The sequence below is a fragment of the Fictibacillus macauensis ZFHKF-1 genome (assembly GCF_000269865.1).
GTDB classification, from domain to species: Bacteria; Bacillota; Bacilli; order Bacillales; family Fictibacillaceae; genus Fictibacillus_C; species Fictibacillus_C macauensis.
Genome location: NZ_AKKV01000004.1, coordinates 1 through 14,012, shown reverse-complemented (window position 1 = coordinate 14,012; position 14,012 = coordinate 1). Strand labels below are relative to the sequence as shown.

The 14,012-nt window shown below is 40.3% G+C and carries 19 protein-coding genes and 1 pseudogene; 11 read left to right on the top strand and 9 right to left on the bottom strand.

Annotated features, from left to right (window positions below; all coding sequences use genetic code 11):
* Nucleotides 1-53: 53 nt before the first annotated feature.
* The gene (locus tag A374_RS20395; RefSeq protein WP_156793083.1) at nucleotides 54-191 is read right to left on the bottom strand and encodes a hypothetical protein; all 138 of its coding nucleotides are present in this window, start codon (nucleotides 189-191) and stop codon (nucleotides 54-56) included.
* Nucleotides 192-342: 151 nt separating this feature from the next.
* On the opposite strand from A374_RS20395, the gene A374_RS00245 reads away from it, so the two are divergent.
* From A374_RS00245 to A374_RS20390, 8 genes are all read left to right on the top strand, one after another.
* Complete coding sequence (locus tag A374_RS00245; RefSeq protein WP_007200159.1) at nucleotides 343-888, top strand: VanZ family protein; 546 nt, start codon at nucleotides 343-345, stop codon at nucleotides 886-888.
* A gap of 111 nt (nucleotides 889-999) precedes the next feature.
* Complete coding sequence (locus A374_RS00240; protein ID WP_050979690.1) at nucleotides 1,000-1,371, top strand: PH domain-containing protein; 372 nt, start codon at nucleotides 1,000-1,002, stop codon at nucleotides 1,369-1,371.
* 403 nt (nucleotides 1,372-1,774) lie between these two features.
* Nucleotides 1,775-3,139 (top strand): sigma-54 interaction domain-containing protein, encoded by a 1,365-nt coding sequence (locus tag A374_RS00230; protein ID WP_007200156.1) that lies wholly within the window; start codon nucleotides 1,775-1,777, stop codon nucleotides 3,137-3,139.
* A 15-nt stretch (nucleotides 3,140-3,154) separates the two neighbouring features.
* Nucleotides 3,155-3,676 (top strand): DinB family protein, encoded by a 522-nt coding sequence (locus tag A374_RS00225; RefSeq protein WP_007200155.1) that lies wholly within the window; start codon nucleotides 3,155-3,157, stop codon nucleotides 3,674-3,676.
* A 145-nt stretch (nucleotides 3,677-3,821) separates the two neighbouring features.
* Nucleotides 3,822-5,153, top strand: a complete 1,332-nt coding sequence (locus tag A374_RS00220) for an aminotransferase family protein (protein ID WP_007200154.1) — start codon at nucleotides 3,822-3,824, stop codon at nucleotides 5,151-5,153.
* Nucleotides 5,154-5,169: 16 nt separating this feature from the next.
* Nucleotides 5,170-6,546, top strand: coding sequence for an NAD-dependent succinate-semialdehyde dehydrogenase (locus A374_RS00215; protein ID WP_007200153.1), 1,377 nt, complete (start codon nucleotides 5,170-5,172; stop codon nucleotides 6,544-6,546).
* 67 nt (nucleotides 6,547-6,613) lie between these two features.
* Nucleotides 6,614-7,993 carry an amino acid permease gene (locus tag A374_RS00210; protein WP_007200152.1) on the top strand — a complete coding sequence of 460 codons (1,380 nt, stop codon included), beginning with the start codon at nucleotides 6,614-6,616 and terminating at the stop codon, nucleotides 7,991-7,993.
* A gap of 106 nt (nucleotides 7,994-8,099) precedes the next feature.
* Nucleotides 8,100-8,246, top strand: coding sequence for a hypothetical protein (locus tag A374_RS20390; protein WP_156793081.1), 147 nt, complete (start codon nucleotides 8,100-8,102; stop codon nucleotides 8,244-8,246).
* 53 nt (nucleotides 8,247-8,299) lie between these two features.
* Here A374_RS20390 and A374_RS00205 read toward each other — a convergent pair whose 3' ends face one another.
* The 4 genes from A374_RS00205 to A374_RS00190 form a co-directional block, all read right to left on the bottom strand.
* Nucleotides 8,300-8,716 carry an immunity 70 family protein gene (locus A374_RS00205; RefSeq protein WP_007200151.1) on the bottom strand — a complete coding sequence of 139 codons (417 nt, stop codon included), beginning with the start codon at nucleotides 8,714-8,716 and terminating at the stop codon, nucleotides 8,300-8,302.
* A 435-nt stretch (nucleotides 8,717-9,151) separates the two neighbouring features.
* Nucleotides 9,152-9,502 (bottom strand): hypothetical protein, encoded by a 351-nt coding sequence (locus A374_RS00200; RefSeq protein ID WP_007200150.1) that lies wholly within the window; start codon nucleotides 9,500-9,502, stop codon nucleotides 9,152-9,154.
* Nucleotide 9,503: 1 nt separating this feature from the next.
* Complete coding sequence (locus A374_RS00195) at nucleotides 9,504-9,827, bottom strand: hypothetical protein (RefSeq protein WP_007200149.1); 324 nt, start codon at nucleotides 9,825-9,827, stop codon at nucleotides 9,504-9,506.
* Nucleotides 9,828-9,845: 18 nt separating this feature from the next.
* Entirely contained in the window at nucleotides 9,846-10,352 is a 507-nt protein-coding gene (locus A374_RS00190; RefSeq protein ID WP_040340206.1) for a hypothetical protein, read from the bottom strand.
* 350 nt (nucleotides 10,353-10,702) lie between these two features.
* Here A374_RS00190 and A374_RS00185 point away from each other — a divergent pair, with 350 nt between their 5' ends.
* Entirely contained in the window at nucleotides 10,703-10,897 is a 195-nt protein-coding gene (locus A374_RS00185) for a hypothetical protein (protein ID WP_007200147.1), read from the top strand.
* A gap of 56 nt (nucleotides 10,898-10,953) precedes the next feature.
* On the opposite strand, the pseudogene A374_RS19720 reads toward A374_RS00185, so the two are convergent.
* Nucleotides 10,954-11,073 (bottom strand): annotated as a pseudogene (locus A374_RS19720) (transposase); the annotation flags it as partial.
* Here A374_RS19720 and A374_RS19715 point away from each other — a divergent pair.
* Both A374_RS19715 and A374_RS19710 read left to right on the top strand, forming a co-directional pair.
* Nucleotides 11,029-11,607 (top strand): IS3 family transposase, encoded by a 579-nt coding sequence (locus A374_RS19715; protein WP_083841899.1) that lies wholly within the window; start codon nucleotides 11,029-11,031, stop codon nucleotides 11,605-11,607. The pseudogene A374_RS19720 and the gene A374_RS19715 overlap by 45 nt on opposite strands.
* A 4-nt stretch (nucleotides 11,608-11,611) precedes the next feature.
* Complete coding sequence (locus A374_RS19710) at nucleotides 11,612-11,827, top strand: integrase core domain-containing protein (protein ID WP_007200145.1); 216 nt, start codon at nucleotides 11,612-11,614, stop codon at nucleotides 11,825-11,827.
* A 65-nt stretch (nucleotides 11,828-11,892) separates the two neighbouring features.
* Here A374_RS19710 and A374_RS00175 read toward each other — a convergent pair whose 3' ends face one another.
* The 3 genes from A374_RS00175 to A374_RS00165 form a co-directional block, all read right to left on the bottom strand.
* Nucleotides 11,893-12,399 carry a hypothetical protein gene (locus A374_RS00175; protein WP_007200144.1) on the bottom strand — a complete coding sequence of 169 codons (507 nt, stop codon included), beginning with the start codon at nucleotides 12,397-12,399 and terminating at the stop codon, nucleotides 11,893-11,895.
* A gap of 16 nt (nucleotides 12,400-12,415) precedes the next feature.
* On the bottom strand, nucleotides 12,416-13,096 hold the full coding sequence (locus A374_RS00170) for a pre-toxin TG domain-containing protein (RefSeq protein WP_007200143.1): 681 nt from the start codon (nucleotides 13,094-13,096) through the stop codon (nucleotides 12,416-12,418).
* Between the two features lie 98 nt (nucleotides 13,097-13,194).
* Nucleotides 13,195-13,878, bottom strand: a complete 684-nt coding sequence (locus tag A374_RS00165; RefSeq protein ID WP_083841897.1) for a T7SS effector LXG polymorphic toxin — start codon at nucleotides 13,876-13,878, stop codon at nucleotides 13,195-13,197.
* Nucleotides 13,879-14,012 lie beyond the last annotated feature (134 nt).

Here is a 14,012-nt window from a genome sequence, read left to right as displayed (position 1 = left end):
TTTTATGCTTTTACACAATTATATAGACTCTATCGTTGTTGGAGACGATTTGTCTAGTTTGCGCGCGATTCAGATGTTCCTGCGCGCGATTCAGATGCATCTGCGCGCGAATTATCCTTGTCTGCGCGCGAATCGGGTGCTCCTGCGCGCGATTCGGGGGCTCCTGCGCGCTCCACTCTTTTCGCCATCATTGATGAGCTTGCACCTACTCTAATATTAGGTTCAATCACTACGTATAAATGCACGGCACGAGGACGTTTTGAATGTCATTAAACACTCACTATTTTTACTAAAATATGGTATTATTTTCTCATAGACTTTACTACTAGGAGGGAAAAAAGAATGGAGCAATTGTGGCGTGCGTTTCAATCCGTTATTCCACTGTTCATCATCGGTATGATCGTCATGACAATTACTGCTTTTTACTTAAAAAGAACGAAAAAGTGGGAAAATAAAAAGCTGTTAATACAAAGTTTTTTCATACTAAGCGTACTCGGTATTTTACTAGTCACGTTGTTTCCCGGGTATAGTGGCATGGCAATTCCGCGCGTATTAAATATCGTCCCGTTCGTTGGTATGTATGACATTCTCTTTCATTCGGTTGATGCTGGTGTGCCGATACGTAACCTAGGTTTTAATATGCTCTTATTTGTTCCGTTTGGTTTTTTCCTTTCTTTGAAACAAGCACCTTCTCGTGTGCGACCTATACTAATCGCTGGCTTACTCTTCTCATTAGCTGTTGAAATCGCACAATATGCCTACCCGACAGGACGGTCAGCGGATATTGACGATGTAATCTTAAATACGGTAGGTACGTGGATTGGTTATACGATGTGGCGGCTTTACAAGGCGGTCGTTCCTAATCACGTTATAGAAAAAGAACTCTAACTGCAGAAGCTGATTGCCTCGCTAGGCGATGAGCTCTTATTTTTTACGGTAAGCTTACTTGTTTAATGATTGGAGGCTCACATGTATTTTTCGTCAAAAAGAGATATATGGATGGGTTTATTGCATGGTTTTCCCCTTTTTATATCGATTTTTTTACCACTAGTATCCGAGGAATTCTCCATCCTTTTATTCTTCGTATTGATCTTACCTGGCATTGTTTTTGTCATCATATGGTGTAGAACAGGCTATACAATCTCGGGCGAAACCCTTGTAATTGTATACGGAATGTTTCGTATTCGAATAAGCATTATGGATATAAAAAAAGCAGAGTACATGACAAGTCCATTTACAGGTCCAGCATTGTCCGTTCAAAGAGTTGGAATAACATATGGCCACTATAAAACCATTACAGTGTCTCCAAAAGACAAAGAAGCTTTTGTTCAAGCACTACGAGACGTTAATCCGGATCTTGTCATCGCGTGATGCTGTTTTTTCTAATTTATTTTCAGCGTAAAAAACATAAAAAACCAAAGAAAAGTAAACGCAAAATCAATTAGAAACCGCCTCTTCCACTCGTTCCTTCTTATATAACCTTCAATACCATCTATAAAGGAACTTAGTCCAGCTAGTAGATAACTATATTTTAGAATATGTAGGCTAAAGTCATAAAAGATAGCGATCACAAATAGGACGATCATTAGTATTAAAACGAGGGTATGCCACCGTCTAACAGGCTTTGAATATTCTCTTTTCTCAAAAAACACTCCCATCTTCTTCACCGCCATTTCTATTTTTATACAATGAATACCCACTGACAGCTCTCTTCTAACACGGATCCATATGGTATGCTAAAAGAAATAATCTGAATGTTGTGAAGGTGATGAGGATGAGAGAGCTGCTTGAACGAGAGATTGAAGGCATTATTAATGCGTCGGGTGAAAATATTATGATGACGGATGGGCGCGGAGTGATTTTGCGCTCGGTCAAAAATGGTCAGGAAGTGTACGGTCTTGCGTCAAGTGAGCTTGTTGGCAAGTCGGTGCAGGAGCTTGAGGCGTTGCATATTTTTAATCCGTCGGTGACGTTGCGCGTCATTGAGGAGAAAAAGCCGATTACCGTTATGCAGCAAACAGCAACGGGAAAAACGATGATGACGCGAGGGGTGCCGTTACTAGATGAGCACCACAATGTCATTCGCGTCATTAGCTTTTCGCATGATATGACGGAAATTCAGCAGCTTAAAGAAAAGTATGAAGCGATGCAACAGAAGATGATGCACTATGAAAGTGAAATTGAGCAGCTGCGCGATCAGCATGGCCTGCCACACGGAGTCGTTATTAAAAGTAAAGCGATGCAAGACGTGTGGACGCTCATTCGCAAAGTGGCGGGCAGTTCGGCAACGGTCGTCTTGCAAGGTGAATCAGGCGTAGGCAAATCGATTTTTGCGCGAGCGATTCATCACCATAGTACGCGCCGTGACGGGCCGCTTATTGAAGTGAATTGCGGCGCAATCCCTGAGAGCTTAGTAGAGTCAGAGCTATTTGGCTATGAACCAGGCGCGTTTACCGGCGCGCATAGTAAAGGAAAAGTCGGATTGCTAGAGTTAGCGAATAAAGGAACGCTATTTTTAGATGAAATTGGTGAATTGCCGCTATCGATTCAAGTGAAGCTTCTAAAAGTACTGCAAGAAAAAACGTTCGTCCGCGTCGGTGGGACGAAAAGCCGCAGTGTTGATTTTCGCCTGATTACGGCGAGTCATCGTGATTTAAAAGAAATGGTTGCAGACGGAACGTTTCGGGAAGATCTCTACTATCGCTTGCACGTTGTACCGCTGCTTATTCCCCCGCTTCGGGAGCGTCCTGATGATATCGTGCAGCTCACACATGCATTTCTTGCTGTTTTTAATGAGCGCTATCATACGAACAAGCACATGCATCCTTTAGCGTTGCAACAGCTCCTTCACTACGCGTGGCCAGGCAATGTACGCGAGCTAGAAAATATGATCGAACGCTTAGTCGTAACGGTGGAAAGCGAGCAAATCCAACAGGAGCATATCCCGTTTCTTTCAAACGAACAGCACGTTCCGGCGACAACGTTACAAGAGGCGCTTGCCGACGTTGAACGTAAGTGGCTCATACAGGCGCGAACACAGTGTCAGTCTACGTATGAAATGGCCCGCTATCTCGGGATGAGCCAACCGACGGTCATACGTCGCTTACAAAAATATAAAATTGATTCAAAAATGAATTAACGCGAGGTGCCTATCATGAACTTTTCCCTATCTTCTTCACTCGATTTGTTACAACGAACACCAGCAACACTAACAGCCCTGCTGCAAGGACTTTCTGCTGACTGGTTGCACAGCACGGAAGGCGAAGGCACGTGGAATTCCGTTGAAGTGCTTGATCATCTCATTGTTTGTGAACAAACAAACTGGCTGCCCCGCCTTGAATTTTTACTAGCAGAAGGCGAACAGAAGCTCTTTCCTCCCTTTGATCGCGAGGCGCACTTAGGCGTACAAACAACCGAGACACTTGATGAGAAACTGCAAAAATTCACAGCACTGCGCACACAATCGCTGCAAACACTTCAGGTGCTTGCGACGCCAGACGCGTTAGAGCAAACGGGGCAGCATCCTGCCTTTGGTACGGTCAAAGCGCGTGAGCTCATTGCCACGTGGACTGTTCATGATTTAACGCATATCGCACAAATAGTGCGCGTATTTGCGACGCATTATAAGAGCGATGTTGGTCCGTGGATTGCCTATTTAGGCATACTTCAAAAATGAATTAAAACACTGTCTTTTAATTCATTTTTGAATTAGAAAAAACACAAATCGTTGTTACAACAGCATTTTGCGTGTTGGCACAACTTTTGCAATAGATTATGTAAACGCTTTTATTTTTCAGAATTTACAGTAAAGGATGATTACAATGACAAATGAACAACGCTATGAACAATTAGCAGCTTTAGATAAAAAGCACTTTCTCCATCCAACAACAGCTATTGCGCAGCAACAAGCAAGCGGTCCAGAATTTATTTTTACAAAAGGTGAAGGTGTACGTCTGTATGATTTGAAAGGACGCAGTGCGCTTGATGGTCTTGCTTCTTTATGGAATGTCAATATCGGTCACGGTCGCGAAGAAATTGCGCAAGTGGCATATGAGCAAATGAAAACGCTCGGCTACTGCTCGTCCTTTGCGTCCTTTAGTAACGAACCGGCTATTAAGCTAGCAGCAAAGCTTGCTGAAATCGCTCCTGGGAACTTAACCGCTACTTTCTTTACGTCTGGCGGTTCAGAATCTAATGACACGGCGTATAAATTAGCGCGTCACTATTGGATTTTAAAAGGGCAACCTGCTCGTAAAAAAATCATTTCACGTTCACGTTCATATCACGGCGTAGCTATGGGCGCAACGAGTGCAACGGGACTTAAACCGTTTCGTGATTTTACAAATTCACTCGCTCCTGATTTTTGTTATGTGGATCACTTTTCAACAGATGCGCTAAGAGAAAAAATTCTAGAAGAAGGCCCAGAAAATGTAGCGGCGTTTATCGCAGAGCCAGTACAAGGTGCAGGCGGTGTGCACATTCCACCCGCTACCTATTTTAAAGAAGTTCGACGTCTTTGTGATGAGTTTGGCATTTTATTCATTACCGATGAAGTCATTACAGCGTTCGGTCGCACCGGTACGTATTTTGGCATCGATCATTATGATGTTGTTCCTGATATGATGTGCTTTGCCAAAGGAATTACGAGCGGGTATGCACAGCTTGGTGGCGTTATGATTTCAGAAACGATTCATAACGATCTTATGGAGCTATCAAAAGGAACCTTGCTACACGGCTATACGTATAGCGGTCATCCAATGGCGTGTGCCGTGGCGTTAAAAAACTTAGAAATCATTGAGCGTGAAGGCTTAATTAATAATGCGCGCAACATGGGCGATGTTTTGCTTAGCGGCTTTAAAGATATTCAAAAGAAACGCAGCATTGTTGGCGACGTACGCGCCCTTGGTTTGATCGGTGCGGTTGAGCTTGTGAAAAATAAAGCTACGAATGAGCGTTTTGAAGAACCGATTGCGCCAAAAGTTATCGCTGAAGCACATAAGCGCGGACTGATTATGCGTTCAGTCGTATTTGATCAGCAAGATACACTCGTTTTTGCGCCACCGCTTATTATTAATGAACAAGAAATTCAAGAGCTTATTACCCTTTTACATGACAGTATTGAAGCCGTAGAACACGCGATTACTTCCGTTTAAGAAAAGAGGCAAAAGCATGACCACACTCATCGAAGTCGTTAATCCTAGCACACATGAACTCGTCGCAACCGTTCCAAATAGCGGCAGTAAAGAAGCCATCGAAGCCGTCGATCGCGCCCATGCGGCCTTCACAAGTTGGTCGCAGCGCACCGCGCAAGAACGGAGCACACTGCTCATGAACTGGCATCATCTTATTCTTGAAAACCTCACAGCGCTATCAACGCTCATGACGAAAGAACAAGGAAAGCCATTAAAAGAAGCTGCCGGTGAACTTCAATATGCTGCGAGCTTTATCGCTTGGTACGCTGAGGAAGGAAAGCGCATTTACGGGCAAACGATTCCAGCAAGTCACCCTAATAAGCGCATTCTTGTTCAAAAACAACCGGTCGGTGTTATGGCAGCCATTACACCTTGGAACTTTCCAGCCGCTATGATTACACGCAAAGTTGCGCCGGCACTTGCTGCTGGTTGTACAGCAATCGTCAAACCTGCTGAACAAACGCCGCTCACTGCGCTCCGTCTCGCGGAGCTTGCCGTTGAAGCGGGCATTCCAAGCGACGTATTACAAGTCGTCACCGGTGACGCACCAGCCATTGCATCCGCCTGGATGAACGATCGCCGCGTGCGCAAAATTTCATTTACAGGCTCAACGGCTGTCGGTAAATTGCTTATGAAGCAAGCTGCCGATACCGTCAAAAAAGTCTCACTTGAGCTTGGCGGCCACGCGCCTTTTATCGTGTTAGCTGATGCCAATATCGAGGCTGCTGTCCAAGGCCTAGTCGCTTCCAAATACCGCAATGCCGGGCAAACGTGCGTATGTACCAATCGCGTCTACGTTCATGAAGACATTGCCGAAGCCTTTACAACCGCATTTGTTGATGCTGTCGCAAAGCTTACCGTTGGCGATGGCCTACAAGACGCAACCGATATCGGACCGCTTATTGATGATGCCGCCGTTGCTAAAGTGCAAGCACATATCGATGATGCCAAAGCACACGGTGGAACGGTCGTCTATGGCGGTGAGGTAGCGCCTCACTCGCTCTTTATGACGCCAACCGTCATCACAAACGCTCACGATCACATGCTCTGTATGCGCGAAGAAACGTTCGGTCCGCTTGCACCCATCGCTACGTTTACAAGCACCGAAGAAGTGATACAGCGCGCTAACGATACACCGTTCGGCTTAGCCGCTTACGTGTATACAGAAAACTTACGACAAGCGATCTCTGTTAGCGAAGCGCTAGAATATGGCATCGTTGGCATTAACGATGGTCTTCCTTCTGTGGCTCAAGCACCGTTTGGCGGCATGAAAGAAAGTGGCCTCGGTCGTGAAGGCGGTCATTTTGGCATTGAAGAATACCTAGAAATTAAATACATTTCGATAGGATTGTAAGCTCTTGATTGGGCGCTCTTGCATCACGCGAGAGCGCTCCTTACATATCGAATGAAGGAGTGACATCATGGAAAACAAACAAGGCTTGCAAAAACAGTTAAAAACACGTCATATTACGATGATTTCTTTAGGAGGCATTATCGGTGCTGGACTCTTTGTCGGCGCCGGCGCGGTCGTGCGTAGTACTGGACCCGCAGCCGTCGTTTCCTACGCTTTTGCAGGACTGCTCGTTGTCTTTTTAATGAGGATGCTCGGTGAAATGGCTGCGCGCAACCCCGATTCGGGCTCCTTTGCTACGTATGCTCGAGAAGCCATTGGATCGTGGGCCGGCTTCACGATTGGCTGGCTATACTGGTTTTTCTGGGTAATTGTTATTGCCATTGAAGCCGTTGCTGGCGGTGCGATCTTACATGAATGGGTGCCTGGCATTCCCATTTGGATATGGAGTCTCGTCTTAACGTTCTTGCTTACCCTTACGAATATTTTCTCAGTAAAGTCGTTTGCAGAATTCGAGTACTGGTTTGCGCTTATAAAAATTGTAGCAATTACCGTATTTATGGGCATCGGAATTGCCATTATTCTTCACCTATTTCCAAGCATTAAAGCGCCCGGCACATCCAATTTAATCGGTCATGGCGGCTTTATTCCGAAAGGTCCAAGCTCTATTTTCCTAGGTGTCGCCACCGTCATCTTTTCATATTTTGGCGCAGAAATTGCTGCCATTGCCGCCGGTGAATCAGAAAATCCACAGAAAACGATTTCCATCGCCATTAAAAGTGTCGTCTGGCGCATATTACTGTTTTACATCGGCTCTGTTGCCATTCTCGTTACCCTTTTACCGTGGGATTCCACAACGGCACTCAAAAGTCCGTACGTTACACTGCTTGATATGATTGGCATTCCTGGTGCCGGAACCATTATGAATGCCGTCGTCTTAACATCCGTGCTTTCCTGCCTAAACTCCGCTCTCTATACGAATTCACGCATGATTTACTCACTTGCACAACGCGGAGATGCACCAAAAGCCTTTTTAAAACTAAGCAAAAATGGCGTTCCCGTACGCGCTGTATGGGCAGGTACCGTCGTCGCCTTTATCGCCGCCATCTTTAACTTTATTTCACCTGACAAAGTCTTTCAATTTCTCGTCAATGCTTCAGGAGCCATTGCCCTACTCGTCTACTTAGCGATCGTTGTTTCACACATCATTTTACGACGTCGCGCAACAGCAGCGAAGGAAACACTCACATTAAAAATGTGGTTATTCCCAGGACTCTCCTACTTTGTCATTTTCGCCATAGCAGTCATTCTCATTTCCATGGCCTTTATTGATTCCATGAAATCTCAACTCTACTTAACCATCCTCCTAACCGCTGCCGTCATCCTGTCTTACTTCCTATTCGGCAACCGCAGCAAACAAAGTGAACAAACGAACTCACTAAAAGGGTAAATGATAGGAAAAAAAGCGCGTCCTTGAGGGGCGCGCTTTTTCTTGGGGTGTGGGACAGCTTCAAATGTCTGTGCTCTGGAGATCAGATTTTAAGGATGTCGTATGGATGAGACATTGTAGATTTGCTCCTCAGTTGTTATCTGTTATTCTACTAGCCTTTATTTTTGTTGTTCAACAAATTGTAGCCTATTCATGGGCTATCAATTTTTTTCGTTGGATCACACCAAATCTAAATGTACCTGTTCTCTATTGAACAACACACAATGTCGTTTTCATTCCATAATTACCCTTTCTGATCGTATTTTTTTACAATGTTTCTATAAAAACGTCTGAATTCGTTTTTAATCCTTTCTTAAATGCCTTCATTAACGTATCTATTAGGTCCTCTCCCTCACTTGTTATAAAGTAATCAGATAAGTTGCTAATATCTTTGCTAATATTATTACCCCAAGGTGGTCTTTTAGATAAGTCTTCAATATCCCATATTACTTGTGATGGGTTATATTTCTGAAGCTTTTTTTTAATTAATTCTAATTCAGTTATAGCACGATCAATGTTCTTATAATTAAGTTTTCCGTTGTATAGTTCATTTAATATGAACGGATACTCAGTTCCCCATCCATTTTGCTCTAAATGATAACTTATTGTAGAGAAAAAAGAGTGTAAGAAATCGCCATGCCCTACTTGATACCAATAATGCTTCACCTTAAATCCCACAGCCATTCTTCTCACCTCAATCTGTAAATGTCAACACAAATATGTACAAATATAAGTATTCCCTCAAAAAAATGAAATTTGCCCACGTATTATATCACAATACAATGGGTATAGTTGGGTTTTATAACTCGAATTCCCACACACAAATACCCAATCAACAGTTGCTCATCTTGGTTAACTATCTGATTTCATTCGTTCATTGACAAATGAACAGATATAGAACACACCTCATCCTATGAGTGCTGAAACGGTCCATCCTTCATAAGCTCTCGATTTTCAAACAAATCATTACTTTTTGTATCACTCAATATCAGCTGATTTATTTCAATTAAAGTAAAAACCTTGAAAGGCACTTAGCCAATCAAGGTAATCGAATTCATTTAAACTATTTATATATTTTAACGGTGCTCTTTATGAAGACCTCTGTAATAAAAAATTCAATTAGCTGTTACTATCTCTTTCTTCTATGAATTCTAAAAACGAATCTTGCAGTTCTCCTTCCGTATCAATAGAATCGAGCAGTAATTTAGGTTCTAACGAACAATCTTTTAAAGTCGAACTTCCATCAATTACTCCTAGCATGTTTGAAATAGTATCAATCATAGTTTGTTCAATTATCTTCATTAATGTATCTTTATTTTCGTCTGTTAAACTATCGTAAAAACCAATAGCTTTTTTCCAATAATCATCTGTTTTAGAAGTAACATTCGTTGTTTCATACAAGTCTTTGTATAGTTGAAGGTTCTCTTTAACGATAGACTCATAAAGTGATTTAACAAAAATATCATTCATTTTATTTCCTCATTTCTGGATACATTTTTTTGTTTAATTCAATAAGTTCTTTTAAAGCAGAATTCGGCATGTCATCATAGACTCTTCTAAGTTCCCTAATATCTCTTGCTAATAACTGTCTAGGATTATCTATTCCTTTTGTACTTCTTGAAACTATTCCATTAGTTCCTTTTTTGGTGTGCCCCACCTTTGGAACATTAATTGCAGGTGCAGTATTTAAATCATAATTATCTACTAATTTCTTCATTGCTGCCTTCTTTCCTGCATGATGGGCATCAAGTCCTTCTACTCCTTTAAGCACTGTATAATTATGGTTAATCAACACGCCTGAATCACACCAAATTTATTCATCATTCTTTATAAATTTTTCAATTTCGGTATCGTAAAAAGTTACTTCATTATCAATCTCTATCAACAAAGTATCTTCATCAGTTGCAGGTTCGTAACCAATCACAATCTTTGGAATATCGTATTTTTCTCTCAAACTAACAAGAAAACGAACTAACTTTTTCCATCTTGTTTGATTATTATTCCTCTCATACTTAAATAGTTCACTTTCTGGAAAGTTTAAAACTATATCACCATCTTGTTCATCAAACGATAAAACGATTAGTACGTCTTTTAATGAAATCCCTAACTGAAATTCCTCAAGAAGTATATTCCCTGTTCCTTTTGGAGTTAAAATTTTTTCTATATTTTCAACTTGAGAAAAATACAAATCTTTTTCAGAAAGACTATCAAAAAAATGTGATGATTTGAGTTTAAATTTAGATATTTTAAGTTCATCGTAAAAGAATTGGTTAATTAAGTTCTTATTAAATTCCGATAATATAATTTCTATATTTTCCACTAAAAGCCCTCCTTTATTATTGGTCAATAAACCCTTTGAAAGTTCCATCAAGGTTTAATCGTACCCCCCTTCCATCTGGAAGCTTTTTCTCTAAAAATTCTATTCCCTTAGGATTCTTAATTTTTATAAATTATCCATCCAGTACCACCAATTATTTCCTTAAGATGTTTTAATGCTGTCTAATTTATTTGATTGGGACCACCTTTAACTTTCCCCCAAATGTCAGGATTTCTACCTGTATGCTTTTGTAAAGCATGTCCTCCAATAGTAAGCCCGCATTCAAATAACGCAAATAAATAGTTGGCACCACCTGCTACGATACGTGTATCAAATGAAGGTGGTGCTTATTTATGTCCAATCAAAAATTAACCATTGTCCCTGTGACATTACATCCTGAAATGGAAACAACACAATCTCCCTTATCCCTTACTACTCCGTCCACAAGTATTTGTTCTATTCAAACAGCACATGCCACTATCTCGTTTTACAGTGGTATTAACGAATCCATTATTCAAACGGTGATGCGGGAGTTGAAGAACCTATGAAATATGATTATACAACGGTGAAAAACATCTACATTATATGCGGTAAAACCGATATGAGAAGAAGGGGTTAATTCATATTCACGGATAAGGTCTTTTCGAGACTTTCCATTTTGGTATAACTGCACGATCTGTTGCTTAAATTCTGTGGTAAACGTTCGGCGTACTTTTTTTGTCACGTAGATTCTCCTCATCAATGCGTAACAATAGAAGAAAAGGCGATTATTTCCTTGTGTAAAGAGACGAAATATCGCTATGGTCATCGGAAAATTAAGGCGCTATTGTGGCGTGAGTACCAGCTGAAGTTGAATCGAAATACAGTGCAACGTATTATGCAAAAACATCATCTTCAGTGCAGAGTAAAGACAAAAAAGCGATGGAAATCTCAAGGGGAGTCCATCGTAATTGCCCCGAACCTTTTGGCGCGTAACTTCAGCGCCAGTGCACCAAATGAAAAGTGGGTAACGGATATCACGTATCTTCAATATGGTTCGGCAACCCTTTATTTATCAACGATTATGGACTTGTACAACAACCAAAATGTGGCGTATAAAGTTTATCGTCATCAACAAACATCCTTAGTGTTGGATACGTTAAAGGAGGCATTAGCTGCTAGAGAAAATACAGAAGGCGTCATTTTACATTCTGATCAAGGTAGCGTCTATACGTCCTATGCGTTTTTAGGATTTTATGAAAGAACATCATGTGGTTAGCAGTATGTCGAGAAGAGGGAACTGTTGGGATCATGCCGTTATTGAATCGTTTCACTCTCATTTAAAATCCGAACAATTCCAATACGTAAAATTCAATTCATTATCGCTACAGGCTGTTATTGAGCATGTTGAAGAGTACATTAGGTATTATAATGAGGAAAGAATACAAGAAAAATTAGGCTACTATTTGCCAATGAAATTTGGGCGAAAAGCAGCCTAATGAGGGTGTTTTATTACTGTCCCATATGACTAGGTCAGTCTAATAGCCAATCAAGGTTTACAAGTCTATTCTTCACATACTTGAATAATTTCTTTGGGTACAGATTCAAAAATTAACACTTCTGGCTTTGAATAGGGCTTCTTTATCAAATAGTCTTCAAGTGTCATCATACTTTTCCAGTATAGTTTAATCCAATATTCAATAGTTTCTCCAGTATCAAAATTTAAAGCTTCCTCATCAAAGTCTTTAAAATCCTCATAGAATGCTTGATCATAGATTGAATAGGTAATATCGAGATTAAATACTCGGATTTTATCTGTAAATATAGGAAAATAAAAAGATTTGGAAAAACTATTGGTTAACTCAACACCTATTGCTTGTCTAAAGTTAAGCCAATCAGGTGTATTGGAAGGCCTTAACAATTCTGTAACCTCAAATTGAATGTTACCTCCCTTCGTATATATATTATTTGATTTAGTCGCATAGTGAATGCCTCCACTCATAACTTCTTCCAGCGAAACATGTTCTTTGTGATTTTTCGGCAAATATGCATGATACAATAAATTACTCAAGTACCTCACCTACTTATTATTTTTTTCTTGAAACATAAGGGAAATGTGAACTTTTATCAATATTATCTAGGTTGTCAAATACCCTATGACTTCCAGTCGGTGTATCAGGTGTACTGATATTTCCGTCAAATTCTTTATAATACTTAGTGATTTTATTCGGATTTGGATTATTTGGATTTGGCCAATTGGAATAAGCTTTATCAGGATTAGTCGTTGTTTCGTTCCTTAACTTGCCTACATCTACATCTTTACCATATTGTGATCTATTAGGAGTGGATGTACTACTTGAGTCATACATATGTTTTCTAGAATGAAGATTAACAAAGTCGTCAGTATTACTACCACCACCTGGTTTTGTAGGTACTGGGGCATTACCCGTACTCTTAGAAACTCTTCTCCCTTTAGTTATCTTAGAAGCAACTTTACTTCCTTTGACTAATTTATAGGTAACTTTACCCACTTTAAAGATTCTTCCCACAGGAAGTAGACTTGCCGATTTCACTACTTTATCCCATCCCGAAAGTTTCTCTCCTGACTCATCTACTCCAGTATAAAGTGCCTTTGCATCTGAATATCCAGTTAACTCACTAACAACCATTTTGGTTTTTTCCCACCAACCGACTTCCTCAGGCTCTTCTGTTTTTTCTTCAGGAAGTTCGGTTACAACTTCGGCGGAAAGAGTATCGCCTTTGCGCACAATTTTTAGTATGGTGCCATCTTCGTATATGTGGTATTCATCTCCATTAATGCTAACACTTTCAACGGATCCTTCTCCAGTTTTATAGATGAGATTCCCTACTCTTTTGATTGATTCAACTGAGTTTTGTTAAATGATGTAAACGTATTCCCTTTATTAAACAAGTATTTTGAGTTGTCATTTTCCTCAGAATATGTTTTGGACATGTTGTCTATAAGAGACCTCAATTGATTAAGTTGTGTCTCAACATTTTCTAAGGATTTTTTAGCGTTTGTATCAAAGTCGATAATGTTATGTGTTAATTTTTTAATGCTCTTTTCCCTATCTTCAATTTGCTTATACACAGACTCAAGATTTAATGTAGGTAATTGAACAATGTGATCTACTCGATTGATTTCCTTGTTAACATCTGTTGTTAGTTCTAATACTGTATCATGTGTCTTCTTTAATGCTGGTTTTATTCCATACACTAAAAAGCCTTCGTGTAAAAAACCATTTTCATCTTCTTCTAATCCCTTTAGCTCTGCCTGAATGTCTTTTACTGCATCATCAAAATCTACTAACAAAACCCCTAATGATTTAATAAACATCAGGTGAACTTCTTCAAAATATTGTTTGATTCCTTCGCCGGTACGTCCTTTTAAAGAGTCAGATAAATTGGTTAGCCCACTAATAGTTTTATGTAAGGTTTCAAACTGCGTTTCAATGCCTTGTATATTTTTATGAATTTTTTCCAGTCCAGCATTAAAAGGTTTAACATCTACTATTCTAAAATTCATCATATCATCTACCTTAAGGTTTCAATAGTTGATAATTATTGCCGAGATTTTGATCCATTTTTTCAAAAGATGCTACAGCCTTTTGGGCCATTCGTTTATTCTTGAATAGGCTACACTTAGTTGGACAACAAAAATAA

Bases quoted from the DNA above. Each gene is read 5' to 3' on its own strand.
- A374_RS20395 (WP_156793083.1), bottom strand. From the start codon at position 191: ATGATGGCGAAAAGAGTGGAGCGCGCAGGAGCCCCCGAATCGCGCGCA.
- A374_RS00245 (WP_007200159.1), top strand. From the start codon at position 343: ATGGAGCAATTGTGGCGTGCGTTTCAATCCGTTATTCCACTGTTCATC.
- A374_RS00240 (WP_050979690.1), top strand. From the start codon at position 1,000: ATGGGTTTATTGCATGGTTTTCCCCTTTTTATATCGATTTTTTTACCA.
- A374_RS00230 (WP_007200156.1), top strand. From the start codon at position 1,775: ATGAGAGAGCTGCTTGAACGAGAGATTGAAGGCATTATTAATGCGTCG.
- A374_RS00225 (WP_007200155.1), top strand. From the start codon at position 3,155: ATGAACTTTTCCCTATCTTCTTCACTCGATTTGTTACAACGAACACCA.
- A374_RS00220 (WP_007200154.1), top strand. From the start codon at position 3,822: ATGACAAATGAACAACGCTATGAACAATTAGCAGCTTTAGATAAAAAG.
- A374_RS00215 (WP_007200153.1), top strand. From the start codon at position 5,170: ATGACCACACTCATCGAAGTCGTTAATCCTAGCACACATGAACTCGTC.
- A374_RS00210 (WP_007200152.1), top strand. From the start codon at position 6,614: ATGGAAAACAAACAAGGCTTGCAAAAACAGTTAAAAACACGTCATATT.
- A374_RS20390 (WP_156793081.1), top strand. From the start codon at position 8,100: ATGAGACATTGTAGATTTGCTCCTCAGTTGTTATCTGTTATTCTACTA.
- A374_RS00205 (WP_007200151.1), bottom strand. From the start codon at position 8,716: ATGGCTGTGGGATTTAAGGTGAAGCATTATTGGTATCAAGTAGGGCAT.
- A374_RS00200 (WP_007200150.1), bottom strand. From the start codon at position 9,502: ATGAATGATATTTTTGTTAAATCACTTTATGAGTCTATCGTTAAAGAG.
- A374_RS00185 (WP_007200147.1), top strand. From the start codon at position 10,703: ATGTCCAATCAAAAATTAACCATTGTCCCTGTGACATTACATCCTGAA.
- A374_RS19710 (WP_007200145.1), top strand. From the start codon at position 11,612: ATGTCGAGAAGAGGGAACTGTTGGGATCATGCCGTTATTGAATCGTTT.
- A374_RS00165 (WP_083841897.1), bottom strand. From the start codon at position 13,878: ATGATGAATTTTAGAATAGTAGATGTTAAACCTTTTAATGCTGGACTG.